General features: G+C 71.5%; 15 protein-coding genes. 13 read left to right on the top strand and 2 right to left on the bottom strand.

Features of this window, described 5'->3' with window-relative positions; all coding sequences use genetic code 11:
• Nucleotides 1-87: 87 nt before the first annotated feature.
• On the bottom strand, nt 88-750 hold the full coding sequence (locus CW362_RS07435) for a bifunctional DNA primase/polymerase (RefSeq protein ID WP_103548570.1): 663 nt from the start codon (nt 748-750) through the stop codon (nt 88-90).
• Nucleotides 751-1,197: 447 nt separating this feature from the next.
• Here CW362_RS07435 and nsdA point away from each other — a divergent pair, with 447 nt between their 5' ends.
• The 6 genes from nsdA to ftsH all read left to right on the top strand — a co-directional run bounded on the left by nsdA (nt 1,198) and on the right by ftsH (nt 11,255).
• Nucleotides 1,198-2,673 (top strand): transcriptional repressor NsdA, encoded by a 1,476-nt coding sequence (gene nsdA / locus CW362_RS07440; RefSeq protein WP_103548571.1) that lies wholly within the window; start codon nt 1,198-1,200, stop codon nt 2,671-2,673.
• A 436-nt stretch (nt 2,674-3,109) separates the two neighbouring features.
• Nucleotides 3,110-4,447, top strand: a complete 1,338-nt coding sequence (locus CW362_RS07445) for an ammonium transporter (protein ID WP_103548572.1) — start codon at nt 3,110-3,112, stop codon at nt 4,445-4,447.
• A complete protein-coding gene (locus tag CW362_RS07450; protein ID WP_037625082.1) occupies nt 4,444-4,782 on the top strand; it encodes a P-II family nitrogen regulator in 339 nt (112 codons plus the stop codon). The genes CW362_RS07445 and CW362_RS07450 overlap by 4 nt, the downstream gene beginning before the upstream one ends.
• A 41-nt stretch (nt 4,783-4,823) precedes the next feature.
• A complete protein-coding gene (locus CW362_RS07455) occupies nt 4,824-7,295 on the top strand; it encodes a [protein-PII] uridylyltransferase (RefSeq protein ID WP_103548573.1) in 2,472 nt (823 codons plus the stop codon).
• 337 nt (nt 7,296-7,632) lie between these two features.
• Complete coding sequence (gene ffh / locus CW362_RS07465; protein WP_103548574.1) at nt 7,633-9,186, top strand: signal recognition particle protein; 1,554 nt, start codon at nt 7,633-7,635, stop codon at nt 9,184-9,186.
• A 134-nt stretch (nt 9,187-9,320) separates the two neighbouring features.
• Nucleotides 9,321-11,255 (top strand): ATP-dependent zinc metalloprotease FtsH, encoded by a 1,935-nt coding sequence (ftsH, locus tag CW362_RS07470; protein ID WP_103548575.1) that lies wholly within the window; start codon nt 9,321-9,323, stop codon nt 11,253-11,255.
• A gap of 303 nt (nt 11,256-11,558) precedes the next feature.
• Here ftsH and CW362_RS07475 read toward each other — a convergent pair whose 3' ends face one another.
• Complete coding sequence (locus CW362_RS07475; protein ID WP_103548576.1) at nt 11,559-12,416, bottom strand: SAM-dependent methyltransferase; 858 nt, start codon at nt 12,414-12,416, stop codon at nt 11,559-11,561.
• A gap of 199 nt (nt 12,417-12,615) precedes the next feature.
• On the opposite strand from CW362_RS07475, the gene proS reads away from it, so the two are divergent.
• The 7 genes from proS to rplS all read left to right on the top strand — a co-directional run bounded on the left by proS (nt 12,616) and on the right by rplS (nt 18,007).
• A complete protein-coding gene (gene proS / locus CW362_RS07480; RefSeq protein ID WP_103548577.1) occupies nt 12,616-14,031 on the top strand; it encodes a proline--tRNA ligase in 1,416 nt (471 codons plus the stop codon).
• 251 nt (nt 14,032-14,282) lie between these two features.
• Entirely contained in the window at nt 14,283-14,879 is a 597-nt protein-coding gene (locus tag CW362_RS07485; protein WP_037625093.1) for a hypothetical protein, read from the top strand.
• A gap of 400 nt (nt 14,880-15,279) precedes the next feature.
• Entirely contained in the window at nt 15,280-15,699 is a 420-nt protein-coding gene (gene rpsP, locus CW362_RS07490) for a 30S ribosomal protein S16 (protein ID WP_103548578.1), read from the top strand.
• A gap of 2 nt (nt 15,700-15,701) precedes the next feature.
• Nucleotides 15,702-15,941 (top strand): RNA-binding protein, encoded by a 240-nt coding sequence (locus CW362_RS07495; RefSeq protein ID WP_003973401.1) that lies wholly within the window; start codon nt 15,702-15,704, stop codon nt 15,939-15,941.
• Between the two features lie 175 nt (nt 15,942-16,116).
• The gene (rimM, locus tag CW362_RS07500; RefSeq protein ID WP_103548579.1) at nt 16,117-16,704 is read left to right on the top strand and encodes a ribosome maturation factor RimM; all 588 of its coding nucleotides are present in this window, start codon (nt 16,117-16,119) and stop codon (nt 16,702-16,704) included.
• Nucleotides 16,704-17,525 (top strand): tRNA (guanosine(37)-N1)-methyltransferase TrmD, encoded by an 822-nt coding sequence (gene trmD, locus CW362_RS07505; protein ID WP_103548580.1) that lies wholly within the window; start codon nt 16,704-16,706, stop codon nt 17,523-17,525. The genes rimM and trmD overlap by 1 nt, the downstream gene beginning before the upstream one ends.
• Before the next feature lie 131 nt (nt 17,526-17,656).
• A complete protein-coding gene (rplS, locus tag CW362_RS07510) occupies nt 17,657-18,007 on the top strand; it encodes a 50S ribosomal protein L19 (RefSeq protein WP_037625104.1) in 351 nt (116 codons plus the stop codon).
• Nucleotides 18,008-18,064: the final 57 nt, after the last annotated feature.

Here is an 18,064-nt window from a genome sequence, read left to right on the forward strand (position 1 = left end):
TGTGAACGTGTAGGTGCATGAAGAAGCGCCCGCCCCGGCAGCACTGCCGGGGCGGGCGCTTCTTCATGCACGGACCGTGCCGGCGGCTCAGGCCCGTGAGCGGTGTGCCACGTAGGCGAGGGTGCCCAGCAGCAGCCGTGCCGGCGGCGGCTTCGTGGCGGAGTCGAGGACGGGGGAGCGCAGCCAGCGGACCGGGCCGAGGCCCGCGCGGTCGGAGGGAGGGGCGGTGATGTACGTGCCCGGGCCCAGGCCGTGCAGGTCGAGGGAGGCGTCGTCCCAGCCCATGCGGTAGAGCAGCTCGGGAAGTTCGGCGGCGGAACCGGGGGAGACGAAGAAGTGGGCGCGGCCGTCCGCGGTGGCCGTGACGGGACCGAGCGGCAGACCCATGCGCTCCAGGCGGACGAGCGCGCGGCGCCCGGCCGCCTCGGCCACCTCGATCACGTCGAAGGCCCGGCCGACGGGCAGCATCACCGCGGCACCGGGGAAGCCGGCCCAGACGCCGGTCGCCTCGTCCAGTGTGGTGCCGGCCGGGATCGTCGGGGCGAAGGCCAGGGGGTGCGCGCCCGGCGCCGGACAGTCGGCCCGTCCGCACGAGCACGCCCCCGCGGCGGCTCGGGCGCCCGGGACGACGTCCCATCCCCACAGTCCGGTGAACGCGGCGACGGCGGTTCCCTCCGACGAGCGGCCGCGGCGACGAGCACCGGTCCGGATCTCGCGCATCGCCCGACTACTGCCGATCGTGAAGCCCATGCCCCCTCCAACGGGTTCGATGCGCCCGTGGTTACGTGACGGAACCGGATTGTCACCCTCTGTTCCTGGCTGCCCGGTATCGCGCGATCCAGGCGGCGCCTTGTGGTGCGCGGGGTGGTGCACCCGGCTTCGTGCGCCCGGGAGTGCGCTTCTTCGCCCACCCGTGGTCGTCCTGTGTCAAGTGAATCGCGAGAGGGGCGACCGGAGTTCATTCGAAGGGGTGGCGAATGGTGGCGTTTCAGGGATCGCCATGGTTGGACGCGTGATCGTCGGATTACTTTGTGTGCACGAGTCCTGGGGTTTTGTTTACTCGTGAGTATGCCAAGGGCAAGCCGGTTTCCCGTTCGAAGGGTCAGAACTACCGGACACGCGGCCGCATTTACCGGCATTCTGATAGGGCTTGGCGCAGAGCGGCGACAAGTGTTCTCGGGGAGTGGGGGCGTTCCAGTGGGCGGCAACGGCGGAGGCGGGACGAACGCTGACAAGCGCCCCAACGAGCTTCTCGGCTCGTGGTTCGTGCGCAGTGGCTGGTCGAAGGGCGAGCTGGCGCGCCAGGTGAACCGCAGGGCCCGCCAGTTGGGGGCCAACCACATCTCGACGGACACCTCGCGGGTGCGCCGCTGGCTGGACGGGGAGAACCCGCGCGAGCCGATCCCGCGGATCCTGTCCGAGCTGTTCTCCGAGCGGTTCGGCTGTGTCGTCGCCGTGGAGGACCTCGGTCTGCGCGCGGCCCACCAGGCACCCTCCGTGTCCGGTGTCGACCTGCCGTGGACCGGCCCCCAGACCGTCGCGCTGATCAGCGAGTACTCGCGCAGCGACCTGATGCTGGCGCGGCGCGGGTTCCTCGGCAGTTCGCTGGGGCTCGCCGCGGGCCCCGCCCTCATCGAACCCATGCAGCGCTGGCTCGTCCCCACGCCCCCGGCACCGTACGAGGCGTCCGAACCCCCGGCCTCGACGCGCCGCGGCGGCCGGCTCTCCCAGCCGGAGCTGGACCTCCTGGAATCCACCACGGTGATGTTCCGTCAGTGGGACGCCCAGTGCGGCGGCGGACTGCGCCGCAAAGCCGTCGTCGGCCAGCTGCACGAGGTGACGGACCTCCTCCAGGAGCCGCAGCCCGCCGCCACCGCCAAGCGCCTGTTCAAGGTCGCCGCCGAACTGGCCGAGCTGGCAGGCTGGATGAGCTACGACGTGGGCCTCCAGCCCACCGCGCAGAAGTACTTCGTGCTCGCCCTGCACGCCTCGAAGGAGGCGGGCGACAAACCGCTCGGCTCGTACATCCTCTCCAGCATGAGCCGCCAGATGATCCACCTCGGGCGGCCCGAGGACGCGCTGGAGCTGATCCACCTCGCCCAGTACGGCAGCCGCGACTGCGCGAGCCCGCGCACCCAGTCGATGCTGTATGCGATGGAGGCCCGCGCCTACGCCAACATGGGCCAGCCCGGAAAGTGCAAGCGGGCCGTCCGCATGGCCGAGGACACCTTCGCCGACGTGCACGAGTGGGACGACCCGGACCCCGACTGGATCCGCTTCTTCTCCCAGGCCGAGCTGTACGGCGAGAACTCGCACTCCTACCGAGATCTCGCCTATGTCGCCGGGCGCAGCCCCACGTACGCCTCCATGGCCGAACCCCTGATGCGGGAGGCGGTCGACCGTTTCGGCAAGGACCCCGAGCACCAGCGTTCGTACGCGCTCAACCTCATCGGCATGGCCACCGTGCACCTCCTGCAGCGCGAGCCCGAGCAGGGTGCGGTCCTGGCCAGGGAGGCCCTGAGGATCGGCAAGAAGGTGCGCTCCGAGCGCGTCAACACTCGTATCCGAAAGACGGTCGACACCGCGGTCCGTGACTTCGGGGACCTCGCGGAGGTCATCGACCTCACCGACCAACTGGCCGTCGACCTGCCCGAGACCGCCGAGGCGGTCTGACACCCGGCCGCGTGAGCGGCCCCACCCGGTACCCCGGCCGCGGCCGGCCGTCCCGAACTGCCCGACTCGGCTCCCCCATGCCAGGTCATCGGACGGCCGGCCGTGGCCGGTTCCGCTGGGCGCGGTCCCGGCCGGCGCCGTTCCCGCGGAGGCGACCGGCCACCGCAGGGACGTCCCCGCAGGAGCCGGGGTCGGTCCCGTTCCGGACGCCGTGAGCGCCCGTCCGGAGATTGCGTCACGATAACGATCGCTTCGACCGCAATCAGGCAGTTCATGAACGCGTAACACGCGGAGCGCCTTCGTCACTGGTGCGAAACATCGAGGGGCGTCCACGGAAACGGCGCTGCGCCAATCTCATGGCGCATAACCGGCCCACCCCTCACGACCCATTCAGGCTTCGCCCGCACGGGGCCGTACCAACGACGAGGAGACGCCGATGGCACCAGCCATCACCCTTGCCGCAGAGGCACCCAAGCTGTCTGCCGCCAACACAGGGTTCATGCTCATCTGTTCCGCCCTGGTCCTCATCATGACGCCGGGCCTCGCCTTCTTCTACGGAGGCATGGTCCGGGTCAAGAGCACGCTGAACATGCTGATGATGAGCTTCATCAGCATGGGGATCGTCACCATCCTGTGGGTGCTGTACGGCTTCTCCCTCGCCTTCGGCACGGACAAGGGATCGTTCATCGGCTGGACCTCCGGCTGGGTCGGCCTCAGCGACATCGGCCTGACCGAGCTCTGGGACGGCTACACCATCCCGGTGTTCGTCTTCATGGTCTTCCAGCTGATGTTCGCGATCATCACCCCCGCGCTGATAAGCGGCGCCCTCGCGGACCGGGTGAAGTTCACGGCGTGGTCGCTGTTCATCACGCTGTGGGCCACGGTCGTCTACTTCCCGGTCGCCCACTGGGTGTGGGGCACCGGCGGCTGGGCCTTCGAGCTCGGTGTGATCGACTTCGCCGGTGGTACGGCGGTCCACATCAACGCGGGCGCCGCGGCGCTCGGCGTGATCCTGGTCATCGGCAAGCGCGTCGGCTTCAAGAAGGACCCGATGCGCCCGCACAGCCTCCCGCTGGTCATGCTCGGCTCCGGTCTGCTGTGGTTCGGCTGGTTCGGATTCAACGCCGGCTCGTGGCTGGGCAACGACGACGGCGTCGGCGCGCTGATGTTCGTCAACACCCAGATCGCCACCGCCGCCGCCATGCTGGCCTGGCTCCTCTACGAGAAGATCCGCCACGGCGCGTTCACCACGCTGGGCGCCGCCTCCGGCGCGGTCGCCGGTCTGGTCGCCATCACCCCGTCCGGCGGCGCGGTCTCCCCGCTCGGCGCCATCGCGGTCGGCGCCATCGCCGGTGTCCTGTGCGCCATGGCCGTCGGCCTGAAGTACAAGTTCGGCTACGACGACTCCCTCGACGTCGTCGGCGTCCACCTCGTCGGCGGTGTCATCGGCTCCCTGCTGATCGGCCTCTTCGCCAGCGGCAAGGGCCAGTCCACGGTCGAGGGCCTCTTCTACGGCGGCGGCCTGACCCAGTTCTGGAAGCAGTGCGCCGGCGTCTTCGCCGTCCTCGGCTACTCCCTGGTCGTCTCCGCGGTCCTCGCCTTCCTCATCGACCGGACCATCGGCATGCGGGTCACCGAGGACGAGGAGATCACCGGCATCGACCAGGCCGAGCACGCCGAGACCGCATACGACTTCAGCGGCGCCGGTGGCGGCGCCGCCCGGACCGCCGTGCCCGCCCCGGCCGACACGGACGCCAAGAAGGTGGACGCATGAAGCTCATCACCGCCGTCGTGAAGCCCCACCGGCTCGACGAGATCAAAGAGGCGTTGCAGGCCTTCGGGGTCCACGGACTGACGGTCACCGAGGCGAGCGGCTACGGTCGGCAGCGGGGACACACCGAGGTGTACCGCGGCGCCGAGTACACGGTCGACCTCGTTCCCAAGATCCGCATCGAGGTGCTGGTCGAGGACGACGACGCCGAACAGCTCGTCGACGTCGTCGTGAAGGCGGCCCGCACCGGCAAGATCGGTGACGGCAAGGTGTGGTCCGTCCCGGTCGACACGGCCGTCCGGGTCCGTACCGGCGAGCGCGGCCCCGACGCTCTCTGACGGGACCGGCCCGTACGAACAGGAAAGACAGGAGTCGCTGGGTGACGAGCACGGACACGCGAGTGGAAGCAGAGGACTCGGGACCCAGCGGCTACGCGGCGGCCCGGCTGCGCCTCCTCCAGGAGGAGGCGCGGTCCGGGCCGCCGCGCCGTACCGCCCTCGCGGAACTGACGGACGACTGGCTGACCGGCCTGTTCACCGCCGGATCCCAGGGCCTGCGCGGGGTGTCCCTCGTCGCCGTCGGCGGCTACGGCCGCGGCGAGCTCTCCCCCCGCAGCGATCTCGACCTGCTCCTGCTGCACGACGGCTCCGACTCCGGCGCCGTCGCCGCCCTCGCCGACCGCCTCTGGTACCCGGTGTGGGACCTGGGTCTCGACCTCGACCACTCGGTCCGCACCCCGGCCGAGGCCCGCAGGACCGCCGCCGAGGACCTCAAGGTCCAGCTCGGCCTCCTCGACGCCCGGCACATCGCCGGCGACCTCGGCCTCACCGCCGGACTGCGCACCGCCGTCCTCGCCGACTGGCGCAACCAGGCGCCCAAGCGACTGCCCGAACTCCAGGAACTGTGCGCCGAGCGCGCCGAACGCCAGGGCGAACTCCAGTACCTCCTCGAACCCGACCTGAAGGAGGCGCGCGGCGGACTGCGTGACGCCGTCGCCCTGCGCGCCGTGGCCGCCTCCTGGCTCGCCGACGCGCCCCGCGAAGGCCTCGCCGACGCCCGCCGCAGGCTCCTGGACGTCCGCGACGCCCTGCACCTCGCCACCGGCCGCGCCACCGACCGCCTCGCCCTCCAGGAACAGGACCAGGTCGCCGCCGGACTCGGCCTGCTGGACGCCGACACCCTGCTGCGCCAGGTGTACGAGGCCGCGCGCGTCGTCTCGTACGCCTCCGACGTCACCTGGCGCGAGGTCGGACGCGTCCTGCGCTCACGCGCGGTCCGCCCGCGGCTGCGCGCCATGCTGGGTGGCGGCAAACCCGTCGCCGAACGCTCCCCGCTCGCCGAGGGCGTGGTCGAGCAGGACGGCGAGGTCGTGCTCGCCCGCGCCGCCCGGCCCGAACGCGACCCCGTGCTCCCGCTGCGCGCCGCTGCCGCCGCCGCGCAGGCGGACCTCCCGCTCTCCCTGCACGCCGTACGGCGCATGGCCGCCGCCGCGCGCCCCCTCCCGACCCCCTGGCCGGCCGAGGCCCGCGAACAGCTCGTCACGCTCCTCGGCTCCGGCCGCCCGACCGTCGAGGTCTGGGAGGCACTGGAGGCGGAGGGACTGATCACCCGGCTGCTGCCCGACTGGGAGCGGGTGCGCTGCCGACCCCAGCGCAACGCCGTCCACATCTGGACCGTCGACCGGCACCTCATCGAGACGGCCGTCCGCGCCTCCGAACTGACCCGCCGCGTCGGCCGCCCCGACCTCCTGCTCGTCGCCGCCCTGCTGCACGACATCGGCAAGGGCTGGCCCGGCGACCACTCCGTGGCGGGCGAGATCATCGCCCGTGACGTGGCCACCCGCATCGGCTTCGACCGCGCGGACGTCGCGGTGCTCGCCACCCTCGTGCGCCACCACCTGCTGCTCGTCGACACCGCGACCCGGCGCGACCTGGAGGACCCGGCCACCGTCCGCTCGGTCGCCGAGGCCGTCGGCTCCCAGGGCACCCTGGAACTGCTGCACGCGCTCACCGAGGCGGACGCGCTCGCCACCGGGCCCGCCGCCTGGTCCTCCTGGCGCGGCTCCCTCGTCGCCGACCTGGTCAAACGCGTCGCCGCCGTCCTCTCCGGGGACGCGTCCGAGGAACCCGAGCCCGCGGCGCCCACCGCCGAGATGGAGCGCCTCGCGATCGAGGCGTTCCGCACCGGCGGGCCCGTCCTCGCCCTGCGCGCGCAGACGGAGCCCGTCACCACCGACTCCGACACCGAGAGCGCGTCCGACACCGACCCGGAGGACCCGGAGCCGCTCGGCGTGGAACTCCTCATCGCCGTCCCCGACCAGCCCGGGGTGCTCCCCTCCGTGGCGGGCGTCCTCGCCATGCACCGGCTCACCGTCCGCACCGCAGAACTGCGCGCCCTGGACCTGCCCGACGGCGTCGAGGGCTCCGTCCTGCTCCTCAACTGGCGCGTCGCCGCCGAGTACGGATCGCTGCCGCAGGCCGCCCGGCTGCGCGCCGACCTCGTCCGCGCCCTCGACGGCTCCCTCGACATCGCCGCGCGCCTCGCCGAGCGCGACGCCGCCTACCCGCGCCGCCGGGGCGTCGTCGCGCCCCCGGCGCGGGTGACCGTCGCGCCCGCGGCCTCCCGCCTGGCCACGGTCATCGAGGTCCGCGCCCACGACGCCCCGGGCCTGCTGCACCGCATCGGACGGGCCCTGGAGGAGGCGCGGGTGCGGGTGCGGAGCATGCACGTCTCCACGCTCGGCGCGAACGCCGTGGACGCCTTCTACGTGACGGGCCCGAAGGGCGAACCCCTGCCGGGGGAGGAGGCGGCCTCGGTGGCGCGGACCCTGGAGGAGGCGCTCAGGTCCTGAGCGCGGCCCGCCGTCCTTCACCTGCCGCCTGCCGCCTGCCGCCTGCCGCCTGCCGCCTGCCGTCCTTTGCCCGCCGCGTTCCGTCCTCCGCCCTCGGTCCGTCCCGCGGCCCGGTGTCCTTCGTTCCCCGGCCGGCGCGCGCCGGGTGTGATCTCGGTAACCCGGAGGGCCGTCCGGGTTACCGGAGGGTCCTCCGGGAGGCTCCGCGGCCCCGTTCCCCGTCGTCGAGGGCCTGTCCACGGGCACCGAATGCGGTGTGCGGGGACGAATCGCTTGCGGGGGCGGATACCCTGGAGGGCAGCCCGAAACGACCCCGACTCCGAGGACCGAAGCCACCGTGTTCGATACCCTCTCCGACCGCCTCAGCGCGACGTTCAAAAACCTCCGCGGCAAGGGGCGCCTCAGTGAGGCGGACATCGACGCCACGGCCCGCGAGATCCGCATCGCGCTCCTCGAAGCCGACGTCGCCCTGCCGGTCGTCCGCACGTTCATCAAGAACGTCAAGGAGCGGGCGATGGGGAGCGAGGTCTCCCGGGCCCTCAACCCCGCCCAGCAGGTCCTGAAGATCGTCAACGACGAACTCGTCACGATCCTCGGCGGCGAGACCCGCCGACTGCGGTTCGCCAAGAACCCGCCCACCGTGATCATGCTCGCGGGCCTCCAGGGCGCGGGCAAGACCACGCTCGCCGGAAAGCTCGGCAAGTGGCTCAAGGACCAGGGCCACTCCCCGATCCTGGTCGCCGCCGACCTCCAGCGCCCCAACGCGGTGAACCAGCTCAGCGTCGTCGCCGAGCGCGCGGGCGTCGCCGTCTACGCCCCCGAGCCGGGCAACGGCGTCGGCGACCCGGTCAAGGTCGCCCAGGACTCCATCGAGTTCGCCAAGGCCAAGGTCCACGACATCGTGATCGTGGACACCGCCGGCCGCCTCGGCATCGACCAGGAGCTGATGCAGCAGGCCGCGGACATCCGCGACGCCGTCAGCCCCGACGAGATCCTCTTCGTCGTCGACGCGATGATCGGCCAGGACGCGGTCAACACCGCCGAGGCCTTCCGCGACGGCGTCGGCTTCGACGGCGTGGTGCTCTCCAAGCTCGACGGTGACGCCCGCGGTGGCGCCGCCCTGTCGATCCGGCAGATCACCGGCAAGCCGATCATGTTCGCCTCGAACGGCGAGAAGCTCGACGACTTCGACGCCTTCCACCCGGACCGGATGGCCTCCCGCATCCTCGACATGGGTGACCTCCTCACCCTGATCGAGCAGGCGGAGAAGACGTTCAGCCAGGAAGAGGCCGAGAAGATGGCCTCCAAGCTGGCGTCCAAGAAGGGCCAGGACTTCACCCTGGACGACTTCCTGGCCCAGATGGAGCAGGTCCGGAAGATGGGCAGCATCAGCAAGCTGCTCGGCATGCTCCCGGGCATGGGCCAGATCAAGGACCAGATCAACAACCTGGACGAGCGGGACGTCGACCGCGTCGGCGCGATCATCAAGTCGATGACCCCGAGCGAGCGCCAGGACCCGACGATCATCAACGGCTCGCGCCGCGCCCGTATCGCCAAGGGCTCCGGCGTCGAGGTCAGCGCCGTCAAGGGCCTGGTCGAGCGCTTCTTCGAGGCCCGCAAGATGATGTCCCGCATGGCCCAGGGCGGCGGGATGCCCGGCATGCCGGGGATGCCGGGCATGGGTGGCGGCCCCGGCCGCACCAAGAAGAAGCCGAAGCAGGCCAAGGGCAAGCAGCGCTCCGGCAACCCGATGAAGCGCAGGCAGCAGGAGGAAGAGGAGGCCGCTCGCCGCGAGGCGGGCGCGCAGGGCGGCAACGCCTTCGGCCTCCCGCAGCAGAACGCCCAGGACAACTTCGAGCTGCCGGACGAGTTCAAGAAGTTCATGGGCTGACGCCCGGGAACGGCCTCCCTCCCGTACGGGAGCGCCGTCGTGACGCCCGCTGGGGGCGCTCCTCACCGCGAGGGGCGCCCCCAGCGACGTGAACCGCGGGTGCCGCTGTCCGCCATCTGTCGTAACGTCCCTTTATGAGCAATCCCGTGCCGCCCCGCAAGGCACCGGACCAGCCTTGGCGCACCGAGGGCACCCCGCCCGAGCCGACACCGCCGTCGGGCGGCCGGCGGAAGCTGCCCGGCGGCTGGTGGAGCCTGGCGCTGGCCGCGCTCATCGTGTTCCTGATCGCCAACCTGGTGCTGTCCTTCTACAACAAGGGCAACGAGCCGACGATCTCGTACACGGAGTTCAGCCGGCAGGTCGACGACGGCAACGTCACCAAGATCTACGCCAAGGGCGACGCGATCCAGGGGCAGCTCAAGAACTCCCAGGAGAAGCCCGACGGCGACGGGAAGTACACCAAGTTCAAGACCCAGCGCCCGGTCTTCGCGGACGACAAGCTCTGGGACAACCTCCAGAAGCACGACGTCACGGTGACCGCCTCGCCGGTGGTCCAGGAGCGCAGCTTCCTGTTCAACCTGCTGATCTCGCTCGCCCCGATGATCCTGCTCGTCGTCCTGTGGATCTTCATCGCCCGCCGAATGGGCTCCGGCATGGGCGGCGCGGGCGGCATGCTCGGCCGCAAGACACCGCCGAAGCCGGTCGAACTCGTGCCCGGCGGCAAGCGCACGACGTTCGCGGACGTGGCGGGCATCGACGAGGTGGCCGGCGAGGTCGACGACGTCGTGGACTTCCTCAAGAACCCTGACGCCTACCGCAGGATGGGCGCGAAGATGCCGCGCGGCGTGCTGCTCGCGGGCCCGCCCGGCACCGGAAAGACCCTGCTCGCCCGGGCGGTCGCGGGCGAGGCGGGCGTCCCGTTCTTCTCGGCCTCCGCCTCCGAGTTCATCGAGATGATCGTGGGCGTCGGCGCCTCGCGCGTGCGCGAACTGTTCGCCGAGGCGCGCAAGGTGGCCCCGTCCATCATCTTCATCGACGAGATCGACACCATCGGACGGTCACGCTCGGGCGGCTCCGCGATGGGCGGCCACGACGAGAGGGAGCAGACGCTCAACCAGATCCTCACCGAGATGGACGGCTTCTCCGGTTCGGAGGGCGTCATCGTCATCGCCGCCACCAACCGCGCGGACATCCTGGACCCGGCGCTCACCCGCCCCGGCCGCTTCGACCGCGTCGTCAACGTCTCGCCCCCCGACCGCGGCGGCCGGAAGGCGATCCTGGAGATCCACACCCGCGAGATCCCGCTCGCCCCCGACGTGGACCTGACCCAGGTGGCCCGGACGACCCCGGGCATGACGGGCGCCGACCTCGCCAACCTCGCCAACGAGGCGGCGCTCCTCGCCGTCAAGCGCAAGCAGGCCGAGGTGACCCAGGGCGACCTCTCCGAAGCGCTCGAAAAGGTCCAGCTCGGCGCCGAACGCTCCCTGGTCATGCCCTACGAGGAGCGCCGCCGCACCGCGTACCACGAGAGCGGTCACGCCCTCCTGGGCATGCTGCGTCCCGGGGCCGACCCGGTCCGCAAGATCACCATCGTCCCGCGCGGCCGTGCCCTCGGCGTCACCCTCTCGACGCCGGACGCGGACCGGTACGCGTACACCGAGGCGTATCTGCGCGGCCGGATCATCGGCGCCCTCGGCGGCATGGCCGCCGAGCACGTCGTCTACGACGTCATCACCACGGGCTCGGAGAACGACCTGGAGCAGGTCACGAACCTCGCCCGCGGCATGGTGGCCCGCTGGGGCATGAGCGAACGCGTCGGCCGGCTGTCCGCACTGCCCAACGACGCCCAGCAGGCCTACGGCCTCGCGGCCGCCCCGGGCACCCTCGACTCGATCGACCACGAGATGCGCCGCATCGTCGACGAGTGCTACGAGGAGGCATGCCAGAAGCTCCGTGACCACAGAGGGCAACTGGACGCCCTCGCGGAGGCGCTCCTCGCGAACGAGACGCTGGAGGAGGCCGAGGCGTACCGGATCGCCGGGGTGACCCGGATGGCCAAGGAGGCGTGACCCCGGCGCCCGGACCGCACCCGAGCCACCGCACCCCCGCGGCCGGGATCCGGCGGAAGGGGCCGTGCCGGCACCCCGCTACCCGCCACCACGACGCACCCGCGGCCGGGATCCGGCGGAAGGGGCCGTGCCGGCACCCCGCTACCCGTCACCACGACACACCCGCAGCCGGGACCCGGCGTGAGGGGCCGTGCCGGTACATCGATGCCCGTCGCCACCGACGCTCACGCCTCACCCGACGGCGACGGGCTGATGCACCGGCACGGCCCCGACCCACCGATCCCAGGGCGTACGGGACCGGCCTCAGGGCGTCCGGGCGATCAGATACCGGAACACGTTCGGCATCCAGACGGTCCCGTCCCGCCGCAGATGCGGATGCAGCGCCTCGGCCACCTCCTTGTCGACCTGGTCCTGGTCGGTTGCCTCGACCGCGGCGTCGAACAGGCCCGTGGAGAGCAGCCCGCGCACGGCGCTGTCCACATCGGCGTAGCCGAACGGGCAGGCCACCCGGCCCGAGCCGTCCGGCCGCAGCCCGGCCCGCTGGGCGACCTCCTCCAGGTCGTCCCGGCAGGCTGCACGCCAGCTCGCCGCACCGCGCAGGGGGTCGGCCAGCTTGGTGGCCACCCGCAGCACGGCCGAGGTGGCGCACCGCTCCGGCGGCCCCCATCCGACCAGCACCACGGCCGCTCCCCGGCGGGCGAGCGGTGCCGCCTGCGCGAGCAGCGAACCCAGCCCCTCGGAGTCGCCGGCCACGCACCCGATCGGCTCGAACGCGGTCACCAGGGTGTAGGCCGGGTCTCCCGCGGCCACCGTGTCCCCGGGGGACCCGGCCACGATCCGGGCCTCGGCGCGCGGGCCGGTGTCCCCTTCCCGCGGCAGCAGACGTTCCCGCGCGAGGGTCAGCCGTTCGGGTGACGAGGGGTCGACACCCGTGACCGCGGCGCCGCGGGAGGCCGCCATCAGCAGGGCGAGCCCGGATCCGCAGCCGAGCCCGAGCAGCCGCGTCCCGCCGCCCACTTCGAGCCGCTCGTAGACGGCCTCGTAGAGCGGCACCAGCATCCGCTCCTGGATCTCGGCCCAGTCACGCGCGCGTGCGCCCCGGTCCGCGCGGGGCGGTGGGCCCGCATGAGGAAGGTGCTGCCGCACGAGCGTAGGTGTCATAGAAAGTGCCCCAATCCGCCGAGAGTTGCCGCCGGGCCCCCTTCCTCCGCCCCCGTGCGCGAGGCCCGCACTCCCCCCGTATGTCAGGTAACTCCGCCCTCGACGTGCCGTCCAGGGGTCTCGAGGGCCCGTTTGCGCCCAGGCCGCGAAAGGCACAAGAATTCACATACCGGCAACGTGGCCCCGTAGCATCACCCGCATGGCAAAGGCATCCGTTCTCACGCCCCGGGCGGACGACTTCCCGCGCTGGTACCAGGACTTGATCAACAAGGCCGAGCTCGCCGACAACGGGCCGGTGCGCGGCACCATGGTCATCCGTCCGTACGGGTACGGGCTGTGGGAGCGGATGCAGCAGGAGATGGACGCCCGCATCAAGGAGGCGGGTGCCCGGAACGCGTACTTCCCGCTGTTCATCCCGCAGTCGTACCTGACCCGGGAGGCGGAGCACGTCGAGGGCTTCGCCCCCGAACTCGCCGTCGTCACGCACGGCGGGGGCAAGGAGCTGGAGGAGCCGGTCGTCGTCCGCCCCACCTCCGAGACGATCGTCAACGAGTACTTCTCCAAGTGGGTGCAGAGCTACCGCGATCTGCCGCTGCTGATCAACCAGTGGGCGAACGTGGTCCGTTGGGAGATGCGCCCGCGGGTGTTCCTGAGGACGACCGAATTCCTCTGGCAGGAGGGCCACACCGCGCACGCCACCTACGAGGACGCCCGGGACTACGCCGCGCACATCCACGAGGAGGTGTACGCCGACTTCATGGTGAACGTCCTCGGCATCGATGTCGTCCTTGGCCGGAAGACGGCGAGCGAGCGGTTCGCCGGTGCCGTCAACACCCTCACCCTCGAAGGGATGATGGGCGACGGCAAGGCGCTCCAGCTGGGCACCAGTCACGAGCTCGGGCAGAACTTCGCAAGGGCGTTCGGCACGCGGTACCTGTCGAAGGAGGGGCGGCAGGAACTCGTCTGGCAGACCTCCTGGGGAGCCTCGACCCGCATGGTGGGTGGCCTGATCATGTCGCACGGCGATGACAGCGGGTTGCGGGTCCCGCCCCGGCTCGCCCCCGTACAGGCCGTCGTCCTCGCGATCAAGGGGGACGAGGCGGTTCTGGCCAAGGTCCGCGAGATCGGCGACCGGCTGACGGCGGCCGGTGTGCGGGTCCAGGTCGACGACCGTACGGACACCCCGTTCGGGCGCCGCGCCGTCGACTGGGAGCTCAAGGGCGTCCCCGTACGGGTCGAGATCGGCCCCCGCGACCTGGAGAACGGCACGGCGACGCTGGTCCGCCGCATTCCCGGGAGCAAGGAGCCGGTGGCCCTCGACGCGCCGGCGGCGCTGCTCCCCGCCGTCCTCGAGGAGGACCAGGCGCTGCTCCTGAGGCAGTCCCGCGAGCGCCGCGAGTCCCGTACGTCGGACGTGTCGACCGTCGGCGCGGCGGTGGAGGCCGCCGTGGCGGGCGGCTGGGCGCGCATCCCCTGGGCCGACCTCGGCGAAGAGGGCGAGGCCAGGCTCGCCGAGCACGCGGTGACCGTACGGTGTCTGGTCGCCGAGGACGGGTCGGTGCCCGACGCCGACGACGCACCCGGTAACGTCGCCGTCGTCGCCCGCGCCTACTGAGCGGGAGCGCAGGGCGGCCGAAACACCTCTTGCGCATCCGCCGGCCCCAGGTGTCCCGGTGTGCGGATGTCGTCTACGCGCCGGGGCGTACGTGTGCCTACGTACCGCCTTGGTACGAGCTGCGATGCTTCTCCGCAGATCAGCGCACCCGCCCTCGTCGGGACGCATCAGTGACAACTGACGGGTACGTGCAAATTATTTGGGATGCCCCGTAATAGGAACACGGAGGCACTCCCGCTCGTTGTCATTACGTGAGCACGACACCACCTGTTCTCGCCGCAGAGCTGGCAGGCGCGTGGGCCGACATTCAGCGGCACCACCCCGAACTGCCCGATCTTGCCGCGCCAGAGTCCCTGATCGGGGAATCGTCGTCCGCCTGCGGACACGAGCTCTCCTTCGAACGACTGCTTCACGAAGCAGTCCACGGCATCGCCGCCGCCCGAGGAGTCCGCGACACCTCGCGCGCCGGCCGTTATCACAACCGCAGATTCCTGGCGATCGCCGAGGAACTGGGCCTCGACCATCCCGAGGAGCCGCATCCCAGCAGCGGCTTCTCCCTGGTCACGCTCAACCCCGAGGCGAAGCGCCGCTACCGCCCGACCATCGAGCGGCTCCAGCGCGCGCTGAAGGCCCACACGGCCGCCACGTCCGCGGACACCGCCCGTTCGTTCCGCGGCCCGGCCGCCCGCCACGGCTCCTCCGGGGGAGGTGTCCGCGTCAAGGCCGTCTGCGACTGCGGGCGCAACGTGCGCGTGGTCCCGTCCGTCCTCGCGCAGGCGCCGATCGTGTGCGGAGGGTGCGGCAAGCCCTTCCGGATCCCGGAGGTGGTCGGGGCGGCGGCCGGCTGAGGCGCGCTCCACCGGCGTCTCGTGGATGCCGGACGAGTCCGCGCGGCCCGTGAGCAGTCGTGCCTCCCCCACCGCACCGGAGCGGGTGGGGGAATTCAGGAGGCACGAGTGCGCGCGGGCGGCACCTCTCCGGCGTCCCGCCGGCCGGTCCGCGCCGCCCTCTGCCCGACGGGCACCCGGAACGCCGGGTGCCCGTCAGGCGTGCGCCCGTCCGGTCGGGGCTCGGGCACCCTCGGTCCGGGCGGACCGCAGGATGTGGCAGAATGGCTAGCTGTACTCGACAGCCGCATAGGACCCCTCTCTCCTCCGGCTGACGCGTCCATCGGGCACTCGGGTACCGCAACCCCACGCGGCCATCTCTGCGTGCCCAACCCCGTCAAGACCAGGAGACACCACTTCCGTGGCAGTCAAGATCAAGCTGAAGCGTCTGGGCAAGATCCGTTCGCCTCACTACCGCATCGTCGTCGCCGACTCCCGTACCCGCCGTGACGGCCGGGCCATCGAGGAGATCGGCCTGTACCACCCGGTGCAGAACCCCTCGCGCATCGAGGTCGACTCGGACCGTGCGCAGTACTGGCTGGGTGTCGGCGCGCAGCCGACCGAGCCCGTGCTCGCCATCCTGAAGCTGACCGGTGACTGGCAGAAGTTCAAGGGCCTGCCGGCCCCGGCTCCGCTGCTCGTCGCCGAGCCGAAGGCCGCGCGCCCGTCCTTCGACGCCCTCGGCGGCGAGGACACGGGCAAGGGTGAGGCCATCACCCAGAAGAAGAAGGCTGAGAAGAAGGACGAGGCCGCGGCCGAGTCCGAGTCGACCGAGGCCTGAGCATGCTCGAGGAGGCTCTCGAGCACCTCGTGAAGGGCATCGTCGACAACCCCGACGATGTGCAGGTCGCCTCGCGCAACCTGCGCCGCGGGCGCGTTCTCGAGGTCCGGGTCCACCCCGACGACCTCGGCAAGGTGATCGGCCGCAACGGCCGCACCGCGCGCGCTCTGCGCACCGTCGTGGGCGCCATCGGCGGCCGCGGTGTCCGCGTCGACCTCGTCGACGTGGACCACGTCCGCTGACGTAGCAGGCACACCGGCTCGGGCCGGGGAGGGCTTACGAGCCGTCCCCGGCCCGTAGTCGTCTGTGAAGCCGTCCGCGCGGCCCGGACCGCGCGGGCCCCACGCCCCCTGACGGCCGCGCCCCGCGGTCGTCCGAGAAGCATCGCCGTCGGCACACGACAGGAGATCAAGCACAGTGCAGCTGGTAGTCGCTCGCGTCGGCCGTGCCCACGGCATCAAGGGCGAGGTCACCGTGGAGGTCCGCACCGACGAGCCGGAACTCCGGCTCGGCCCCGGTGCCGTCCTGCTCACCGATCCGGCCTCCGCCGGACCACTGACCGTCGAGACGGGCCGTGTCCACAGCGGCCGTCTCCTGCTGCGCTTCGCGGGCGTGCGGGACCGCAACGCCGCCGAGGCCCTGCGCAACACCCTGCTGATCGCCGAGGTCGACCCGGACGAGACGCCGGAGGACCCGGACGAGTACTACGACCACCAGCTGATGGACCTGGACGTGGTCACCACGGAGGGCGTCGAGGTCGGACGCGTCACGGAGATCTCGCACCTGCCCTCGCAGGACCTGTTCGTGGTGGAGCGCCCGGACGGGACCGAGGTGATGATCCCGTTCGTGGAGGAGATCGTCGTCGAGATCGACCTGGAGGAGCAGCGGGCCGTCATCGACCCGCCGCCCGGACTGATCGACGACCGGGCGGAGGTCGCCTCCGCCCGGGACGCGGAGGACGGCTCCGCCGAGGACGGCGAGGACACCCCGGGGACCGGTGCCTGATGCGGCTCGACGTGGTCACGATCTTCCCCGAGTACCTGGAGCCCCTGAACGTCTCGCTCGTCGGCAAGGCCCGCGCGCGCGGGCAGCTGAACGTGCACGTGCACGATCTGCGGGACTGGACGTACGACCGCCACAACACGGTCGACGACACGCCCTACGGTGGCGGCCCCGGCATGGTCATGAAGACCGAGCCCTGGGGCGAGGCCCTGGACTCCGCCCTGGCGGACGGGTACGAGTCGGGCGCCCACGGGCCCGTCCTGGTGGTCCCCACCCCCAGTGGACGCCCGTTCACCCAGGAACTCGCCGTCGAGCTCTCCGAACGCCCCTGGCTGGTCTTCACGCCCGCGCGCTACGAGGGCATCGACCGCCGTGTCATCGACGAGTACGCCACCAGGATGCCCGTCTACGAGGTGTCCATCGGCGACTACGTCCTCGCCGGCGGCGAGGCGGCCGTCCTCGTCGTCACCGAGGCCGTGGCCAGGCTGCTGCCGGGAGTCCTCGGCAACGCCGAGTCCCACCGGGACGACTCGTTCGCCCCCGGAGCCATGGCCAACCTCCTGGAGGGCCCGGTGTACACCAAGCCCCCGCGGTGGCGCGGCCGCGAGATCCCCGACGTGCTGGTCAGCGGCCACCACGGGAAGATCGCCCGCTGGCGCCGCGACGAGGCCCTGCGCCGTACGGCGGCGAACCGGCCCGACCTCATCGAACGCTGTGACGCCTCCGCCTTCGACAAGAAGGACCGCGAGATGCTCTCGATCCTGGGCTGGCGACCGGCCCCCGACGGCCGATTTTGGTGCAGACCCGAGGCCGTGGAAGAATAGGCCGCTGCTCTACGTCGTCCGGCGTGCGCCCCTGCCACAGGGGGACACGACGCCCGTCCCGACGAGACAGCATCCTCTTCGAACCTCTCTCCCGTTGATGACCTGTGGCATCAGCGAAGAAAGCAGACAAAATGTCGCACCTGCTCGACTCCGTCGACGGCGCCTCGCTGCGCACCGACATCCCGGCCTTCCGCCCGGGTGACACCGTCAACGTCCACGTCCGCGTCATCGAGGGCAACCGCTCCCGTGTGCAGCAGTTCAAGGGCGTAGTCATCCGCCGCCAGGGCTCCGGTGTCCGCGAGACCTTCACGGTCCGCAAGGTCTCGTTCTCCGTCGGCGTCGAGCGCACCTTCCCGGTGCACACCCCGATCGTCGAGAAGATCGAGCTCGTCACCCGTGGTGACGTCCGTCGCGCCAAGCTGTACTACCTCCGTGAGCTGCGCGGCAAGGCCGCGAAGATCAAGGAGAAGCGCGACAACTGAGCTCGCGCCGTCGCGGTCACCCGTCGGTGACCGAGCCGGTAAGAAGGTGTCTCGGAC

This window comes from Streptomyces populi, from assembly GCF_002911015.1.
In the GTDB taxonomy this organism is placed as follows: Bacteria; Actinomycetota; Actinomycetes; order Streptomycetales; family Streptomycetaceae; genus Streptomyces; species Streptomyces populi.